The 18,398-nt window shown below is 73.6% G+C and carries 8 protein-coding genes; 6 read left to right on the forward strand and 2 right to left on the reverse strand.

The genetic code is table 11. The features are described 5' to 3' along the window. The first annotated feature begins 10 nt into the window (after positions 1-10). From L3i22_RS07660 to L3i22_RS07680, 5 genes are read left to right on the forward strand one after another with little or no spacing between them, the layout of a single operon-like run. Positions 11-13,117, forward strand: a complete 13,107-nt coding sequence (locus L3i22_RS07660) for a glycosyltransferase (protein ID WP_221326278.1) — start codon at positions 11-13, stop codon at positions 13,115-13,117. Then, positions 13,104-13,994 (forward strand): hypothetical protein, encoded by an 891-nt coding sequence (locus L3i22_RS07665; protein WP_221326279.1) that lies wholly within the window; start codon positions 13,104-13,106, stop codon positions 13,992-13,994. Before L3i22_RS07660 ends, L3i22_RS07665 begins: the two co-directional genes overlap by 14 nt. Beyond that, positions 13,991-15,058, forward strand: coding sequence for a hypothetical protein (locus L3i22_RS07670; protein ID WP_221326280.1), 1,068 nt, complete (start codon positions 13,991-13,993; stop codon positions 15,056-15,058). The genes L3i22_RS07665 and L3i22_RS07670 overlap by 4 nt, the downstream gene beginning before the upstream one ends. A gap of 19 nt (positions 15,059-15,077) precedes the next feature. Beyond that, entirely contained in the window at positions 15,078-15,605 is a 528-nt protein-coding gene (locus L3i22_RS07675) for a hypothetical protein (RefSeq protein WP_221326281.1), read from the forward strand. A gap of 57 nt (positions 15,606-15,662) precedes the next feature. Further along, a complete protein-coding gene (locus L3i22_RS07680; RefSeq protein ID WP_221326282.1) occupies positions 15,663-16,547 on the forward strand; it encodes a hypothetical protein in 885 nt (294 codons plus the stop codon). A gap of 19 nt (positions 16,548-16,566) precedes the next feature. Here L3i22_RS07680 and L3i22_RS07685 read toward each other — a convergent pair whose 3' ends face one another. Next, on the reverse strand, positions 16,567-16,920 hold the full coding sequence (locus L3i22_RS07685; protein ID WP_221326283.1) for a hypothetical protein: 354 nt from the start codon (positions 16,918-16,920) through the stop codon (positions 16,567-16,569). A 14-nt stretch (positions 16,921-16,934) separates the two neighbouring features. Continuing rightward, a complete protein-coding gene (locus tag L3i22_RS07690; protein ID WP_221326284.1) occupies positions 16,935-17,291 on the reverse strand; it encodes a hypothetical protein in 357 nt (118 codons plus the stop codon). Between the two features lie 64 nt (positions 17,292-17,355). Between L3i22_RS07690 and L3i22_RS07695 the strand changes: the two genes are divergently transcribed. Beyond that, positions 17,356-18,393 (forward strand): hypothetical protein, encoded by a 1,038-nt coding sequence (locus L3i22_RS07695; protein ID WP_221326285.1) that lies wholly within the window; start codon positions 17,356-17,358, stop codon positions 18,391-18,393. Positions 18,394-18,398: the final 5 nt, after the last annotated feature.

The following is an 18,398-nucleotide window of genomic DNA, read 5'->3' on the forward strand; positions in this document are numbered from 1 at the left end:
GGAGCGTGACGTGTCCGACGGTGACGACCACGAGGCGATGACCAGTCTCCTCGACTGGTTCTCCAGTATCGAGGAGCACATTCCGGGCGCCCGGAGCAAGGTCGGCGAGATCATTCTCGGCCCGATCCCCAAGTCGAACGCCAACCACATCTACGACCTCGCCGACCAGTGGGGCGAGCTCGCTCAGACGATGAACGAGGCGTACGAGGACATCGCCCGGGCGGCCAACGGGATCCTGGAGAACTGGTCCGGCGACGAGTCGGCGGCGCAGTTCGCCCAGCAGTGGTACGAGTACGTGAGCGGCCTCCGGCAGGTCGCCGAGGGCGCCGGGCAGATGCAGGGCGGCGTGCAGAAGTTCGGCCTCGAGGTCGAGCTCATGAAGTTCATCGCCATGATCAACCTGTTCATGCTGGCGGTCGGCCTCTTCCAGCTCATTCTCGCGGCCATCCCGTCCGGTGGCACCTCGCTCGCCGGCGCGATCCCGCTCTTCGCGGCGTGCAAGAAAGCCATCATCGAGGCGGCGGCGCAGGCGGTCCGCAAGATCGGGGAGATCTCGCTCCGGGTCGCGCTGAAGGCGATGGGACAGCTCTTCAAGAAGCTGCCCGGCGTGCTGGCCCGCTCCGTCCCGAAGGTCCTGCCGAAGATCACCGGTGCGGTGAAGGGCGCCTTCCCCAAGCTGTTCAGCGCGGCGGCCAAGAAGTTCAGCCTGCAAGGCCTGCGCAAGGCGGCCTGGGACGCGCTGCGGAACCTCACGCCGCGTCAGCTGATCGCCAAGGGCATCTCCAAGGGGGTCGCCGAGAAGCTGGCCGCCAAGGAGCTGCGCAGCCTGGCCCGCAAGGAGATCAACAAGACGCTGACCAAGCAGACCCGGCGGTTGCTGCAGAAGGAGCTCTCCAAGGAGATCCGCACCCAGCTGCTCAACAACTGGGGCCGCAAGGGCATGGAGAAAGCGCTCGAGAAGGGCGCGGCCAAGGCCGTGGGGAACATGTCCGCGGCCGAGATCAAGCGGATCGCCGGCGAGCAGGTGGCCAAGGGCGTCGGCAAGGAGCTCGGCAAGTACGTCGGCGCCCGGGCCGCCTTCGGTGCCATGTTCATGGGTGGCACCGACCTGATCGGCCAGACCCTGCAGGGACTCTCCGGCAACCGCAGCGAGTACGACCTGGGCCACATCGGCAACAGCGCGTTGCAGGGCGCGGTCTTCGGCGCCGGCATGTTCGGCGGCCCGGTCGGGCACGCGGCCGGTGGGGCGCTGGCCGGCGGCGGCATGGCCCTCGGCACCGAGTTGTACCAGGTCGCCCACGGTCAGGACGGCGTCGACTGGACCAAGGTGGGGCACGGCGCGGTGCAGGGCGCCGAGGCCGGCGTCATCTTCAGCGGCCAGAGCCACCTGGAGAGCTCCCACATCGGCACCGGCGGCCTGAAGATCGGCGAGGACGTCCACGTCCTGCCCGGCGCCAAGGAGGGCAGCTTCACCGTCACCTCCGGGCGTTCGGCGCACAACCAGAGCCTGACGCTGACCAGCGACGGCCAGTTCTCCTGGAGCACCGACCGCAAGGGCGGCAGCTCCCTGGAGAGCGCCGGCTTCCACGATTCCGAGGCGTTCTCGGGGCAGGGGCAGCACGCGGCGCCGGCGCCGGTGGCGTCCGCCGGTGGCGGCACGACCACGGCGGCGGGCCCGCGGACCGAGGCGCCGTCGACCCGGACCGACACCCCGGCCCGCTCCGACGGCGGTGGCCGCCAGTCCGACAACGGCGGATCCCGGACCGGCGATTCCGGCAACGGCAACGCGGCCGGGCGGCATCGGGTCGCGGTGGGCGGCGGCGACGGGCCGCCGCCGGGCGATCACACACCGGCTGCGCCGGATCACGCGAGCAGCGATCGACCTGCGGCGGACGGCGCGAGCGACCGGTCCGCGCGGGGCGACGATCCCGTTTCCCGTACGGACGTGGACACGCCCGCCTCCCGCGACGCCGGGGATCGCCCGCCACCGGACGGCGGGCCGCCGACCGGCGCGCGGCCGGAACACACGTCCACCGTGGACCATGGCGCTCCGGCTGATCGCTCCACCACGGGAGAGCACGCGGGGCCGGGGGAGCACGCGACTTCTGGGGATCGAACTGCTCCGGGGGACCGTTCGGGGGCGCATGACGGCTCCGGGGATCATCCGGGCGGGGATCGGGCCGGTTCCGGGCGTGACCACGTACGGGAAAATGGTCTTGATCGTGATGTGGTGGCGGATCGGGGAGCTTCCGGCGATCGGGCGCCGGTGGATGGTTCGGCGTCGCATCGGCCGGGTGGGGACCGGATGGTCACCGAGCGGCCGGCTGGTGATCGGTCACTGACCGACGCGGCGACCACGGATCGGCCCGCTTCTGATCGGCCTGCTTCTGATCGGCCTGCTTCTGATCGGCCTGCTTCTGATCGGGCCGGGGTGGAGCGGCGGGATGCGGATCCGGCGCCGGCCGGGCGGTGGAGTGAGAGCGGGCCGCGGCACGAGGCGAACGGGCCGCGTCCGCACGACGAGCCGGCCGCGATCCGGGACGAGGCGGCCGGTGGTGAGCATCCGGCACGCCCCGACGAGACGGCCCGCCCCGGGCATGACGCCGGGGACGGCGCCCGGCCGCACGACGACACGCCTCCGGACGGGCCGCCGCACGACCCCACCCCGGAACACCCGGCCGAGGACAACATGGCCTCGACCGGACACGAGACGGGTGTCGACCCGAGCCCGGAATCGATCCAGCAGGGCACCGTCCGGTTCCGCGAGCATCCCGAGTTCCCGCGGCTGATGCGCGAGCTGGAGGACCTGGGCTTCGAGGTCTACGAGACCGACGGGCCGTACCCGGAGACCGAGTACCGGCACGTCTACGACTCCCGGGGCCGCGAGTTCCTCCGCGTCGACAAACGCATGCGGGTCATCGAGAACATGCGCTTCCTCGACTTCGAGCACGAGCTCGGGCACATGCGGCAGATGGAGGACCGCGGCCGCTTCCCGGACGGGCCGACGTGGGGCACGAACGCGGCGAAGGAGATCGCGCCGGGCGAGTTCGGCAAGGTGAGCGGCAAACCCCGGATCCTCGGTCCGCGGATGCCGATCGTCGAGTACCACGTCCGCCTGCAGGAGGTCATCCGGCTGGCCGAGAACGGTGTCGACCGGCCGATCCTCGAGGACCACATCAACGGCCTGTCCGACTACGCGATGGAATACAAGTTCCAGGTCGAGGGCAAGCCGTCCAGCAACAAGGCCGAGTTCGCCAACGCGCATTTCCCGGACATTCCGGCGCTCCGCGAGCAGGTCGACGGAATCGCGGCGGGCCTGCGGGGCGAGACGCCGGCCCGGGACCTGCCGGGCCACGGGCCCGGGCACGACGGCGTGGCGCCGGAGAGTCCGCTGGCCAAGACCGGGGAGCCCGGCGGGGAGCCGGTGCCCGGGGACCGCGGGACGCCGCCGGAGGGCCCCCGTGATCCGGGTCTGTCCCCGCACGACCCGGTCCCGGCGCATGACTCCGGTGCGCCGCCGCACGACCCGGTCCCGGCGCATGACGCCGCTGTGCCGCCGCACGACCCGGTCCCGGCGCATGACGCCGCTGTGCCGCCGCACGACCCGGTCCCGGCGCATGACGCCGCTGTGCCGCCGCACGACCCGGCCCCGGCCCATGACTCCGCTGTGCCGCCGCACGACGGGCCCGCGCCTTCGGAGCCGGCGCGGCCTTCCGAGCCGACGGCGCCGGACGTGTTGCGGGTTGTCGAGATCCTTCGTGGCGACAGCGTCCCGGAGCATCCGGCCGACGTGGTCAACCGGCATCCGTCCACGCCGGCGGAGCACCCGCCGACCCCGGACCTCAACCCGAGTCGGGTCACGTCGGACCTGCGGTCCAGGACCGGGCCGGAGCAGTACGGGCGGTGGGCCGCCGACCACCTGAGCGAGTACCCGGATTCGGGTGGGCCGCGGACCAAGACGCCCGGGGAGATCGCCCGGACCGTGGATCACCTCGCTGACCAGGCGATGGAACAGGTGCGGCAGCCGGTCGCGGAGACCGGCGGTTCGCGCGGCGCCGGGCACTCACGGGACGCCGGGCACTCACGGGACGCTGGGTACTCGCGGGACGCTGGGTACTCGCGGGACGCCGGGCATGAGACCGGTCGTCCGGAGCGGGATCCGCAGCGGCCGGCGCCGGAGCGGGGCGGCCGGGAGGACGCCGCGCGGGATCAGGCACAGCACGATCGGGAGGCCCGGGAGCAGCAGGAGGCTCGGGACCGGGAGCACCGGGAGGCCCAGGATCGGGACGCTCGGGCCCGGGAGCAGCAGGAGGCTCGGGACCGGGAGGCTCGGGACCGGGAGGCTCGGGAGCACCAGGAAGCTCGGGACCGGGAGGCTCGGGAGCGGGCTGAGGCTGAGGATCGGGCGCGGGCGGACGAGGCGGCGGCCCGGGAGCGGGACGGGCACGACGAGGCCGCCGGGCCGCACGACGACGAGCCGGCGGCGCCCGCCCGCGACCCGGACGGTCCGCGACCGCCGGATGAGCCGCGTACGCCGCTGCGGAGATTCTTCTCCGAGACGGCAGAGGGAAGCCCGGAGTTCAACGAAGGGGTACGGCGGGAGTTCGCCCGGGAGTTCGCCGGGCGTGACCTGGCCGGGCTGGACGTGCGCGTCGACCGGGCGACCTCGGGAAGCCGTTGGCTCGAGGTCGACATGTCGGTCGTCGACCCGGCCACCGGCGACACGGTCGGTGAGATCACCCGCCGGTTCAGCGTCGACCCGGAGACCGGACGGTTCGAGGTCCAGCACCTCAACTTCGACCTCCACAGCGACGTCCAGAACAACGGCTTCAGCAAGGCGTTCAACGGCCACATGGAGGGCTGGTACGTCGAGTCCGGTGTGGACCGGATCCTCATCCAGGCCGGCAAGTCGGTCGGTGGGTACGCGTGGGCGCGCGCCGGTTACGACTGGCACCACACGGCGGAATACCAGGCGAATGACGTGGTCGGCCGGCTCGAGCGGGAGGTCGGGTCGCTCGGGCGGGAGATCGACTCGCTGATCAACGCGACCCGGCACGAGCAGCAGGAGACCATCGACCATCTCGTCAGCCGGCACGGCTATTCCGATGCCGCGTCGGCGATCGAGGGCATGCGGCAGCAGCGGGCCGAGGCGAACGCGCTCATCGAGCGGGCGCGGGCTCTGCCGTACCGGAGCGAGGGCTATCCGACACCGCACGAGATCAGCCAGGTCGGGCGCACCGATCAGGCCGGTCCGAAGGCGACCTGGATCGGCAAGCGGGCCATGCTGGGGGCGGGCTGGCACGGATCGAAGGTTCCGGAAGCGCACCCGGAGGCGCCGCTGCGTGGGGAGCCGCGGCCGCCGGTCCACGGGGAGCCGGAAGGGCGTCCGGAGACCCCGCCGAGCCGGCCGGAGCAGCATCCGGACGGGCCGATCCGGGATCACCAGGATCCGGACGGACCGCCGCCGGATGAGCCGATGCGGCCGGACGCGCCGGCATCGGATCACGATCAGGGACCGGGGGAGCGCTCCGAGGGTCGGCAGGACACCGATGAGGGCTACGTCGATGAGCATCAGCGGGCCATGGAGCAGCGGCTCGAGGATGCCTTCGGGCCACGGCCGGACGAGGCGGCCGCGCATCCGGAAGCGCCGCGCAACCGGTTCGACGAAGCGCTGAATCCGCGGGACGAGCCGGGCCATCGGCCGGACGAGGGGCACAGCGCCGCCGAACAGCGTGCGTTGCACGACCGGTTCGAGGAAGCCTTCAACCCGTCGCGGAACGAGCCCGAGACGGCCGGCCGGGGACACGAGAGCCGGCCCGGCGACGAGGGCCCGTTCGCCGATCCGCGGCCGCCGGCCGAGGGCGACATCTGGCGTGCGCTGCATCCCGAGAGCGCTGACCAGGCCCGGAGCCCCCACGAGCAGGCCGCCCACGAGCAGGCCGCTCACGAGCAGGCCGCTCACGAGCAGGCTGCCCAGGAGCGGGCGGCTCAGGAGCGGGCGGCTCAGGAGCGGGCGGCTCAGGAGCGGGCTGCTCACGAGCGCGAGCAGGCCGAACGCGAGCAGCAGCGCCGGGATCTGGAAGCTCGCGAACGCGAGTGGGCGGAACAGCAGCAGCGGGAGCGGGCGGCCCGGGAACAGGAAGCGGCCCTGCGCGAACGGGCCGACCAGGACTTGCGGGACGCGCGGGAGGAGTGGCGGGCGGCGCAGGACCCGGACGGGCTCGGCGACCCGTCGTCCGGGTACCCGGCGGATGGTCACCACGCGCCCTGGGAGCCCGGGACGACCCCGGATGTCACCGAGATGATCCCGCACGACGCCGGGGACGCGGCGGCCTGGAACTCGGCGATCGGTGACGCGTTCGCCGCGAAGTTCGACGGGCAGCGATTCGGTGCCGGCCGCATGCGGATCGAGCTGATGGACTCCCGGCACCCCAACTTCGACCACGATCGCGGCGCGGTGTGGACGAAGCCGAACAAGGTGACGGTCAAGTTCACCGTGAAGACGCCGGACGGCAGCGACACCGTCGGCCACGGGGCCTGGACGTTCGAGCGGGCCGCCGACGGCGGTCTGGAAGTCACCAACGACTCCCTCTTCCTGCACGGCGAGGTCCATGGCCAGGGCCTGGCCACCGAACTCAACCGCTTCATGGAGGACTGGTACCGGCAGTCCGACGCGCCCCGGATCAAGATCTCCCTGCACGCCGTGCAGAAGGGCGCCTACGCCTGGGCCAGGGACGGCTTCACCTGGGAACCGCACGACGGCGCCGGCGCGATCGAGGCGCTCCGTGGCCAGTCCAGGGAGATCGGCCGGAATCTGTCCCGGCTGGACCACCTGGACGACGCGGCTCTCCAGCGGCTCCACGACCGGTTCGGCGGCGCCGGCCGCGAGGAGCTCGCGGACAACATGCGGGCCCAGCGCGCCGAGGCCGACGCGTTGGTCCGTCGCGCCGACATGATCAGGGACCGGGTCTGGCCGGTACGGGACTACCCGAGCGCACAAGAAGTGCTGAGGGTGGGCTGGGACGGTCGTCGTGGTGTCGACGCGCATTGGGTGGGCAAGGACGCGCTGCTCGAGAGCCGTGACTGGTACGGCCACAAGACTCTCCGGGATCCGATCACCGCGTCCGCGGTGCCCGACGGCGACTTCCACGGTCACGCCCGCGACGTCGCCGATCCCGGCGCCGTGCGCGCTCTCGCCGAACCCGCGCTGCAAGAGCGGATGCCGCTGGACGCCCGGTACACGGTCGACGTGGTGCCGGCCGACAGCCTGCCGGACGGGGCGGTGGCCCGCTCGGTGCCGGTCGACGCCGCCGGCCGGACCCTGCCCGACGGCCAGCTGCCACCGTCCGAGGGCGGCTACCGGATCGAGATCTCGGACCGGGCCAGCGACCTCGCCGTGCCCCGGGCCATCTCGCACGAGGTCGCCGAGCTCGGCGCGATCGAGCAGCGGGCCCGGGACGGCCTCGACCTGACCGGTCCCGACGTGTTGCGCCCCGGCGAGGGCGGCCCCCACCACGAGCTCAGCCCGCACGACACGGGCCGTCTCGCGGAACGCGACTACCTGCGGAAGCTCGCCGAGGAACCGGACCACGCGGCGTACGCGCGAAGTGAGCTCGAGGCGCTGGACCGGCACCTGGGCCTGTCCCCGGACGATCCCGGCGCGGCCACCCGCCGGGAGATCATCGGCGATGCCGGCCCGGGCGCCGGTCGGCCGCGGGACACCGAGCCGCTGCACATGCTCGCCTTCGACGACACCGCCGACGGCCCGATGCAGCACGGAACACTGCGCCAGTTGGCGGCGGCACTGGGCGCCTCCGGCGATCACGTCGGGCTGCGGATTCCCGGCATCGAGGGCGGTGAGCTGAGCCCGGGCGTTCGCGGCATCCCCGCCGACCCGATCCCCGGCATCACCGGGCGGATCAGCCCGCTGCTGCGGCCCGATCACCTGCCCGCGGACACCGATGTGCTGATCGGTTACGGACAGACGGCCGGTGTCGCGGAGGCGCGACGGGACGCTTTCCCGGACGCGCGAGTGGTGCAGATCCTCGACACGGTGCCGGTCGACCCGGCGCACCTGGACGTGATCGCCAGGGCCGACGTCGTGATCGCGATGGGGCCGGAGGTCGCGCACGGCCTGCGGACGGCGCTGGAGGCGCACGGCCGGGAGCCGATCCCGCCGGTGCACGAGGTGACCCCGCCGATCGATGGCGGGCCGCCGCCGCCGGTTCGCGACCCGGGCTCGGGCGGCTACCGGGTCCTGGTCGCCAACGACGACTTCGCCGCGCACGCCCAGGCCGCCGACGCCGTCCGGGAGCTGCGGGACCAGGGCGTCGACGCCCGCCTGCGGATCGCGATGCGGGACGCCGGCGAGACCGAGGCGGGCTGGCACCGGATGGCGCTCTCCGACCGGGCCGGCGCCGAGGTGGAGATCGTGCGGCTGCCGGACGACCCGGCCGGCCGCCGGGAGCTCTGGCACGGCGCCGACGTGCTCATCGATCCGCGCGGCACCGAGGTGCTCGACTCCGCGGTGACCTCGGCGGCCGGGCACGGTGTGCCGGTCGTGGTGGCCGCCGAGAGCGGCGCCGGACGCCTGCTCTCGGATTCGCTGCGGGTCAGCGACGGGCTCGGCGACGGATCGGTCGCGTCCGGCGATCGGGGCGGCTTCACCGACCAGCTCCGCCGTACGATCGATGATCTTCCCGCCGCCCGCGACCGGGCCGCGAGTCTGCGCCTTGACCTGATCGAGCGGTACAACCCGACGACCGCGGCGCACTCGGTGCACGACGCGATCAGCGGCCTGGGCGATCGGGTGGCCCGGGTCGACGACGCCACCTGGAACCGCACCCTGGACCCGCGCGAGGTGGTGCTGCGCAACAACGACGGGGCGCCGCGGGCCGAGGGCACCACCACGGTGATGACGGTCTGCACCGAGTACAACTCGACGGCCGGCGGCGTGATCACCGCGAATCGCGAGCTGAGCGAGAGCTTCGCCGCGGCCGGCGCGGACGTCTACGGCCGGGTCACCCGGGTTGACGAGGGTGACTTCGCGCTGACCCGGACGGAGACCCCGGAGGGCATCCATGTCCGGGGTGTCACCGAGGTCTGGGGCGTCACCGACCACAAGGGCGGCCCGGACACCCGCGCCATGTCGATGCTGCTGGAGAACCTGCCGCCGGATGTCGACGTGCTGGTCGGCAACTCCCGGTTCGGTGGCGGCGCGGCCCGGATCCTGCAGCAGCACGTCTACCCGGATGCCAAGTACGTCCACGTGCTGCACACCTCGCCCGAGGTGCTGGACGCGGTCCGCGGCAACCCGGCCGAGGGCCGGGGGCACGCCGACACCGAGCGGGCCCTGATGGCCGGCGCCGACCTGGTCACCGGCATCGGCCCGCTGCTCGGCGACGAGGCGGCGCGGCTGGCCGGTTCCGGTCAGCCCGGCCACCCACCGGCGCACACCATCATCTCCGACATGCCCCGCGTGCCGGGCGATCCGCCGGTCCGCGGCGACCGGGACGGATACACGCTCTACGTGCAGGGCCGGGCCGGCGATCCGATCAAGGGGGTCGACTTCGCCGCCGGGGTGGTCCACGACCTGCGGGCGGAGGGCCACGACGTACGGCTCGTGGTGCGCGGCGCCAAGCCGAACGAGCTGGCCGGCATGACCGACCGCCTGTCCCGGATCGCCGGGCACCCGGTCGAGGTGCGGCCGTTCGTCAAGTCCGGCACGCCCGAGGGCCGGGCCGAGCTGCTCAACGACCTGCACAACTCGGACCTGGTGCTGATGCCGTCCATCCAGGACGGTTTCGGCCTGGTGGCCAGCGAGGCGGCGCGGGCCGGGATCCCGGTCATCGCGGGCGAGGGCACCGGCGCCGGCATGTTCTTCGGCGATTCCCGGTACGTTCCCACCGATCTGGGCGGCATCGCCACGGTCCGCGACCACAACACCGTCCAGTCGCTGCTCGACGCGGTCCACGCCGAGGTCGGCGACGCCGACCGGATCGCCCCCGAGCAGGTCGGCAAGGTCCTGCGCGGGGTCGACGCGGCTCGCCGGGACGCCTGGATGGAGCACGTGCGCACGGTGCTCGGCGACATCGATCACCAGCACGAGCGGGCCGCGGAGCTGCGCGATCACCTGCACGAGCGCTACGAGGTCGGCAGCGCCGCCCGTGGTGTGCTGCGGATCCTGCGCGGCGAGGCCGCCCCGGAGGCCCCGGTGGGCCGCACACTGCACGGCCCCGAGATCGCCAGGTCCGCGGTGGACGAGGCCGCGGCGCCGGTCCGGGTGGCTGCCGAGGGCACCACCCTTCCGGTACGGCCGCAGGACCCGCCCGTCGCCAGGCCGGACCCACCGCATCCGCCCTCGGACGGGCCGGACGGGCCACGGCACAACGCGAGCCCGATCGACCGCACCGGTTTCGTGCCGGACGGGCGACCCGAGGGCGTGCCCGACCTGACCCTGGGCGAGCTGCACACCGCGGCTCACGACGTGCTGCCGCAGGACTTCGCCGGCGACGGCGTGTCGTTCGTGGCCACCGACGGCCACCTGATGCACGTCACCCTGGGCGACGGCGGTGAGGTGCGGCATTTCCGGGCCGAGATCGGGTCCGGGATGCGCGATCTCGCCGAGACGACGGTACGGGCCGGCACCGCCGAGGACCCGCACATCGTCCGGGTCAACGACCGGGTGGCCGGCGATCAGCTGAGCCGGGTCTGGGTGCACGAGATCACCGAGACGCTGGCGATGCAGCACGCCGAGACCCGGCCGGAGCCGCACGGCATCGTGCGCCGGGCGATCGCGGCGCTCGGCCGGATCTTCGGCGGCGGCGACGCGGAGGCACCGGCCCGGCCGGCCGTGGATCCGCACGTGGCGGCGCGACTCAACGAGCGGGTGCATCTGCAGCGCCAGTTCGACCGGGCGGTGATGCGGCCGGAGGAGCAGTCCCGGCTGCGGCACGAGATCGTCGGGGTGGAGCGGGACCTGCGGTCGCTGGGCCATCCGGTCGACCCGGTGTTCGTGCATCGGCAGGCGGAGCTGCTGTCCCGGACCGGGGTCCTCGGCCGTCACCATGATCCGGCGCCGGACCACGGCGCGCGCGACCTCACCCCGCCGGACCGATCTCCCGCGGCCGGGCACGTCACCGACCGGCCCGCCGACCCGGCTCACCAGGCCGCCGAGACCGGTCCGCGGCCGGCGGAGGCCGGACACGACTTCGGACCGGCCCCGGAGCACGACCCCGGCCGGGACACGCACTGGAACGAGCGTCGCTGGGAGCAGGAGGGCCGCCGCCCGTCGTTCGACGAGCTCATCCCCGAGACCGACGCGGAGGCCGGCCGGTGGGAGGGCGCCATCCGGGACGAGGTCGCCCGGCACATCGAGGGCCGCGAGTTCGCCGGCCTGCGGGTGAAGTTCGACGACTGGGGCACGCCGATCAGCGCGTACCGCAACGAGGTGGTCGTCCGGCTGCGCGTGCATGACGCGGACGGCACCTCGGTCGGCACCGCGACCCGGCAGTTCATCCGGGACAGCGACGGCCGGCTGGTGGTCCGGCACGCCTCGCTGAAACTCAACGCCGAGATGCAGGGCCGCGGTTTCGCGTCCGAGTTCAACCGCTACATGGAGGGCTGGTACCGCGAGTCGGGCGTCAGCCACATCGAGGTGCGCGCGGTCAACCGGGGCGCCTACGTCTGGGCCCGGGCCGGCTTCGACTGGGCACCCAACAACGAGGGACGTAGCGCCGAGCCGATCCTCCACGAGCTGCAACGCGGCGTCCGGAGGATCGACGAGGGGCTGCGGCAGATCGGCGACGGCACCGCCGACCTCGGTGCGCTGGGCGCTCGTTTCGGGGGTCGCGGCCCGCACGAGATCGCGGACGCCATGCGACACGAGCGCGACGCCGGTCAGGCGATCCTGAACCGGGCCGCCGCGCACGCCTTCGGCACCGAGGGATATCCGACGCCGCACGACATCGCCATGGCCGGCGCCCGGGACCAGCACGGTCCGGACGCGATCTGGCTGGGCAAGGAGACGATGCTCGGGCAGGACTGGAACGGCGTCAAACCGATCACCGACGGGACCGTCCAGCACGCCCGCGGCGAGGCCGGAGTCGCTCCGGAGCCGATCCACCCGCCCGAACCCGGTGAGTTGTCGTCCCTGCACCTGGCGCAGGGCCTGCGCGACGCGCTGCGGGCCGACGGGGTGGCTCCCCGCAGCGCCGGTTTCCAGGCGCACCGGCTGCTGGGCGGTCACGACGTCGTGGTGACCTCGGACCACATGCTCGATCGGGCCCGTGCCGCCTGGAACCCGGACCGGTACGCCGGACCGTTCATGAACGAGCACGGCGAGATCAACCCGCAGCTGGTCAAGCACGAGTTCCCGAACGTGCACGCCTGGGTGCGGAGCCTCGGCGAGGAGACCGGGCAGGACGCCGCCTGGAGTCTGGTCGACCCGGAGCGGGCGCCGATCGGCGAGCAGCATCACCTGTCGGCGTACCCGGATGCCCCGGGCGACGCTCCGGGCCGGCCCACCGGATCGCACGGCTTCGTCCGGGACCCGGAGACGCCGGAGGCCGCCGAGCTCTATCTGCGCATGCGGGAGAGCGGCGAGGCGGTTCCCCGGATCGCCGAGAGCATCAATGTGGACCCACGGGTGGTCGAGGCGGCCCGGCAGCACCTTTTCGCCACCGAGCACGACGTGGAGTTCGGCCCGGACGAGGTCGGCCACGGGTACTTCACGCCGTACGCGTCGACGGCCGAGCAGGTGAGCGCGGCGATCCGCGGCGACATCAGCCCGGACGGCATCGCGAATCTCCGCCGGGTCATCGCGCACGAGTACGTCGAGAGCCGGCTGATGGAGATGGGCCTGCCGTACACCTCTCGCGACCCCGCGGCCTGGGACGACGGATATTATTTCGGCTACCTGGCCGAGCGGCCGGCTGCTCACGATCTCAGTCCGCTGGCGGGGACCGGACGCCCGCTCTTCGCCCACTGGAAGAGTTGGGGTCGGGAGGAGCCGGCGACCGTCCTGGCCGAGGACTTCTCCAACATCGACGACTTGGTCGGCGAGATAGCGGAAGCATGGCGACCGGAGATCGAGGCGTGGCGCGATGAAGGCAACTGAGGACGTCCGGGCCCGGGCTGAGCGGATCCGGTCGATCTCCTGGACGCAGTCGATGGATCACATCTACTCCCGGGTGCTGCTGATGCGGGAGTACCTGCGCCGGGCCGCCCTCGTGGTCGGTGACGAGCAGCCCGCGGGGTGGCCGTTCGCCGATCTCGCGGCGGTCGTCACGCCGGCGGTGCGCGCCGATCCGGTGCTGGTAGCGGAGGTCGCCCGGGTGGTGCGGGACGCCGGGCAGTTCACCCCGATCCCGGACACGTGTGTCGCGGCGCTGCACTGGGCGCGGCTGGCGGCGGATCGTGAGCTCCCGTGGCCGGATCCGTTCGAGCCGCTGTTGCTGATGTACGAGCGGGGCGGCGGGTTCACCTTCAACGACGCCGGGATGATCGAGGTCGACCTGGTCGGTGTCCCGCGCCGGAAACCGGTGGACTACCTGTCGGCCACCCCGATCGGATCGCTGGACGCGGCCTTCCTCGCCGAGGCGGACGCGGAGTTCGAGCGGAAGCTGCGGGCCAAGCGCGCGCCGGCGGCGCCGGCGGCTCCGGCGTTCACCCGGACCGACGGCCGTCTGGTGGTGGAGCTCCGCGGTGTTCTCGACCAGAGCGGTCTGGACACCGTCCGGTCCGTGCTGCGGCTGTCGCCCCGGGGGGACCTGGCGCGCGTGCGGGCCGCGGAGTTCGGCGACCGGGTGCTCGCGGACGGCGCCGGCGAGTTGACGTTCTGGCGCAACAGCGCCGAGCTGTGGAGCATCACCCTGGACTATCGGGCCGGGCTCGCGGAGTCCGAGCTGGCGGCGATCGACAGCGACATCGAGCGCGCGACCGCGGCGACCGGCCTCGCCGTGGTCTCCCAGCGCAGATTCACGCCGCAGTCATGACGGATTCGGCTCCCTTCGCGCGGACCCGGCGAGAGGCGCGGCTGTACCTCGATCTGATCCCGTGCGAGTGCGGGCATCTCGGTCTGGAGGCGCGGGGTGAGCCGGTGCGGCTCGAGGACGGCACACCCGGTCGCCGGTACGTCGGCCGGTGCGTGGGCTGTCAACGGGAGCGGGAGCACGTCTTCCGGATCCCGGAGATCTCCCAGGACGTGTCGACCCTGGACGAGGTGGTCTACGGACTCGGCGGCCGGACGTCGGAACTGCTGGACCCGGCGCAGTGGCTGTGGGCGGCACAGCGCTACGCCGCCGCCGTACCCCCGGATGCGGACCGCCTGCCGGAAGCGGATCGGGCTGCCTCGCGCGCCTGGTTGATGGCGGCCGTGGCCGCCGTCGGCGAGGTCGAGAAATTCGTGCCGGAGGACGCGGACGGCGTCCCGCCGACGGCGTTCTGGAACGCGGCCGGCCGGGCGTGGTACGACCGCGAGCCCTACGCCTTCCAGGTCGACCGGCTGGCCGACCTGCGGATGGGCTACGAGCGGCGGCTGCGGGCGATGCGGGACGAGGCGCCGGCGCGGATGAGTGGCGCGCGGGCCGCCCGGGTGGCCACCGAGAACCGGATGCGGCAGGAGTGGGCGGCCCACCATCACATCGACGACGAGGACTGGGTGGAAGGCGGCGCGTCCGGTGGGAACCGGCGGTCGCCGACCGCGGAGCAGCGGGCCGAGCTGACCGGGACGCTGCGCGCGGCCGCCGGTCAGGACCCGGAGACCGGGTTGCCGTTGGACGACCCGCTGGCCGGACTGGCCGCGTTCCGCCAGCTGATCGGTGCGATCGAGAGCCGCTGGGCGGGGGACGTGCCGCAGCGGGACCTGCGGATCGCGATGGCCCTCTCCGCCTACCAGGGCTGGCTGGCCGCGGACGGCATCTCCGACGACGTGTGGCGCGGCCCGCTCTGGAACGACCAGGTGTGGCAGGTCCCGAGCGACGCGGTCCCGCCGGCCGGCGGGATCTGGGCGATGGTCCGGGCCGCCCGGGCCGCGGTGGCCGGCGTCGACTCGTACTAGTCCGGCATATCATCGCTGCGTGCTACCGGTTGCCAGGACCCGCGACGAAGCCCATCTCTACATGGACCTGCACGGGTGCTCCCGATGTGGGAGCTCGGACATCGCCTGGGCCGAGTCCCTGGCCGACGTGGGCGGCGTGCCGGCCCGGCGGTATTCCGGTGCGTGCCGGCAGTGCGGTCTCGATCGTGAGTTCCTTTTCGAGCTTCCCGAGCGCCCGACCCCGCCGGCGCCGGGCCGGGCCGTGACGTTCGGCGCGGACGGGGATCGCTCCCGGCTGTTCGACGCGGGGCAGTGGATCGCGATCGCCGACATGACCGCGCTCGCCTCGGGGCTGGAGGACGTTCCGGAGTCGGAGGCCCGGGAGTCCCGCGCGATCGCTGTCGCCTGCTACGACGAGGCGCTCAAGTTCCTGCCGCCCGGCGCCGCCCGGTTGTCCGAGGAGGCGTTCTGGAGCGTGGCGGGCCGGGATTTCCGGCGGCGTTCCCCGGAGCGCTTCCGCCGGGACGACCTGGCCGCCCGGCGTGCCGAACTCATCGACCGGGGCTGATCGACTCGGCCCGGGCGCGCGGTCCGGGCGCCGCGGGCGGCCGGTAGGCTCTGCGTCATGGAGCTCTCGCCCGGTGTCGACGCGGTCTACTTCGGGCGGCTGCGGGCCGGGGACGAGGTCGTCGATCCGTCCTGGGTCCTGCGCCGGGTGACCGCCGACGGGCATGCCGTCGACGAGCTCCTCGGGCCGGACGCGGAGTGGCACCCGTCCGACATGCTGGTCCGCACCGAGCGGGGCGAGCTGCCCGGCACCCTGGAGCCGCTCGGCCCGGTGCTGCCGGGTGTCCTGGTGAAGGCGGCGCGGCTGCGGGTCCGGGCGGTGCGGCGGGCTCTGGAGCGCCAGCGGGCGGGTGAGTTCCCGCTGCGGCTGGCCGTGCCGGGGACCGGTTCCGCCTATCCGCGGCTCGACACCGAGGCCCGGGCCGAGACCGCGGCCTTTCTCACCGGTGCGCCGTCGGTCGAGGCCACGGGCGAGGGCGATTTCCGTACGGACGGAATGTGGGTGTGGCCCGCGTCGATCGCGCAGCAGGTGCTGATCTCGGGCGACCCGCCGGAGGACGAGTTCTTCTACCACGTCCGGGCGCGCGCCTTCCGGTTCCCGGCCGAGGTGGAGCCCGGCGTGCTCGAGCGGGCTCGGGCGTTGCTCGAGACGGCCGCGACCGGCACCCGGGCCGGGCGGGTGCGGGAGGCGAACGTGCCGGGTCAGGCGCCGCCGCCGACCCGGGAGGAGCGGCTGCGGGCGCTGAGCGCCTGGCACGCCGAGTGGGCGGCGAAACACGCCGCCGACACGCCGTTCCGCCCCGAGCGCCACCCCGGCGACTCGGATTACAGCGTGCACTACGTCGACGTCGAGGCATCTCCGGAGGCCGACCAGGAGTACACGATCCGGGCCCGCGAGATCATGGGCCTCGATCCGGAGACCGGCGAGCGCGTCGACCTCTGACCGCCGGGCCGCGGACCGCTCAGGCGGCGCGGCGCAGCATGTCGTCGGCGAGCTCCTTGGCGAGCCGGCTGAGCGAGCCGTCCGAATGGACCGGGCGGACCTCGATGCCCGGCGTGAGGCGCAGCGCCAGCTCGTCCAGCAGGTCGGCGATCGCCGCCGCGCGCTCGGCGGAGATCACCACGAGGTCCCGGTCGCCGAGGGCGGGCCGGTTGTCGATCGCGGTGCCAGCGGCGGCCGGCCGGAGGCGGGCGGCGGCCTCGTCCAGCGGGATCGGCCGGAACCGGTCCGGATCCCGCTCGGCGGCGGCGTAGGCCAGCCAGTGCCGGGCCGGGTCCAGCTCGGGCTGCGGCAGGGTGAGGTCGGGCGGTGTCACAGCGGCTCCTCAGCTCAGTATCCGGTGCCGCCGCGCAGGTGGCGGGCGATGGCCGCGGCCAACTCGCTCATCGAGCCGTCGCTCCGGACGGCGCCGGCGCCCTGGCCGGGCGCGAGCCGCAGGGACAGCTCGGCCAGCAGGGTGGCGATCACCCGCCCGCGGTTGCGGGAGAACGCGACCGCGTCGTCCGGGTCCTCCGGATCGAGACGCAACTCGGCCGTGCGGCCCGCCTCGATCATCGCGGCGAACTGGGCCGCGGCGGCGTCCAACGGGATCGGTGTGTGCCGCTGGGTGCCGTCCGGCTGCCGTCGGATGTCCGCCCACAGCATCAGGTGCTGGGCCGGATCGCGGTCTGCCGCAGGCTCGGTCACCAGGCGATCCTATCAATGTGAGCGGTGTCGACGAGGTTCGCGGCGGTGTGGCAGGGTTATCGGAATGACCGCCCCGCTCGCGCGTACCAGCCTGGAGGCACATCTCTTCATCGATCTCACGCCGTGTGAGTGCGGGGAGACGACGCTGTCCCGGTCCAGCGTGGTGATCACGCTGCCGGACGGGTCGCTGGGCAGCCGCTACACGGGTGTCTGCCCGTCCTGCGGCCGGTCCCGGGTGTTCGAGTTCCGCCTGCCGGTGCGGGAGCGGGAGCAGCCGCCGGACCGGGTGGTCTACGGCGGGCCGGAGCTGTCCGAGCTGCTCGACGCGGGGGAGTGGGTCGCGGTGGCGGCCCGGTACGCGGCGCTGGTCCCGGACGAGCCCGGCGAGCTGACCGGTGACGCGCGGCGGATCGCGCGGACCCGGCTGTCCGCGGCGATCGCGGCGGTGCTCGAGGCCGAGCGGTTCCTGGCCGACGAGTCGGACGAGATGCCGGACTCGGCGTTCTGGTCGGCGCGGGGCCGGGAGATGGTCACCGCCGATCGGGGCCGATTCCACCGTTACGCCCTGGCCGACCTGCGCGGCCGGTACGAGGACCGGTTCCGGGACACCGGGCCGCGGTCCGGTGAAGCCGTGAGCCAGGAAACGCCGGCGGACCGGGCGCATCGGCAGAGCCTGGCCCGCCTGCGTCAGGAGTGGGCGGAGCGGCACGGGATCACGGACCCGCACGACGATCGGCAGTCGACCGAGGCTCAGCGGCTGGAACTGCGGCGGGCCGAGTGGGAGCTGGCCGGCTACGACGTGGCGACCGGTGGGCCGCTGAAGATCGCGCAGAGCGCGCTGTCGGCGTACGACATGGTGGGCATCGCGATTCGCCGCCGGTTCCCCGCCGGGTCGGCCGAGCGGGACCGGCGGACCGCGGCGGCCGAGGAGGTCCGGGCGCGGTGGTCCGCCGAGACCGGGTTCGCGGTCTGGGGCGTCGACGACGAGGTGTACGCCATCCCGGCCGACGAGCTGCCCTCGGCGGAGTCGGCCTGGGCGATGGTCCGCGCCGCCCGCGCGGCCGCCGGCCAGGATCCGGTGACCGGCGACTTCGTCGGCTGACCAGC

Origin of the sequence: Actinoplanes sp. L3-i22 (assembly GCF_019704555.1) — a bacterium.
Taxonomy (GTDB): Bacteria; Actinomycetota; Actinomycetes; order Mycobacteriales; family Micromonosporaceae; genus Actinoplanes.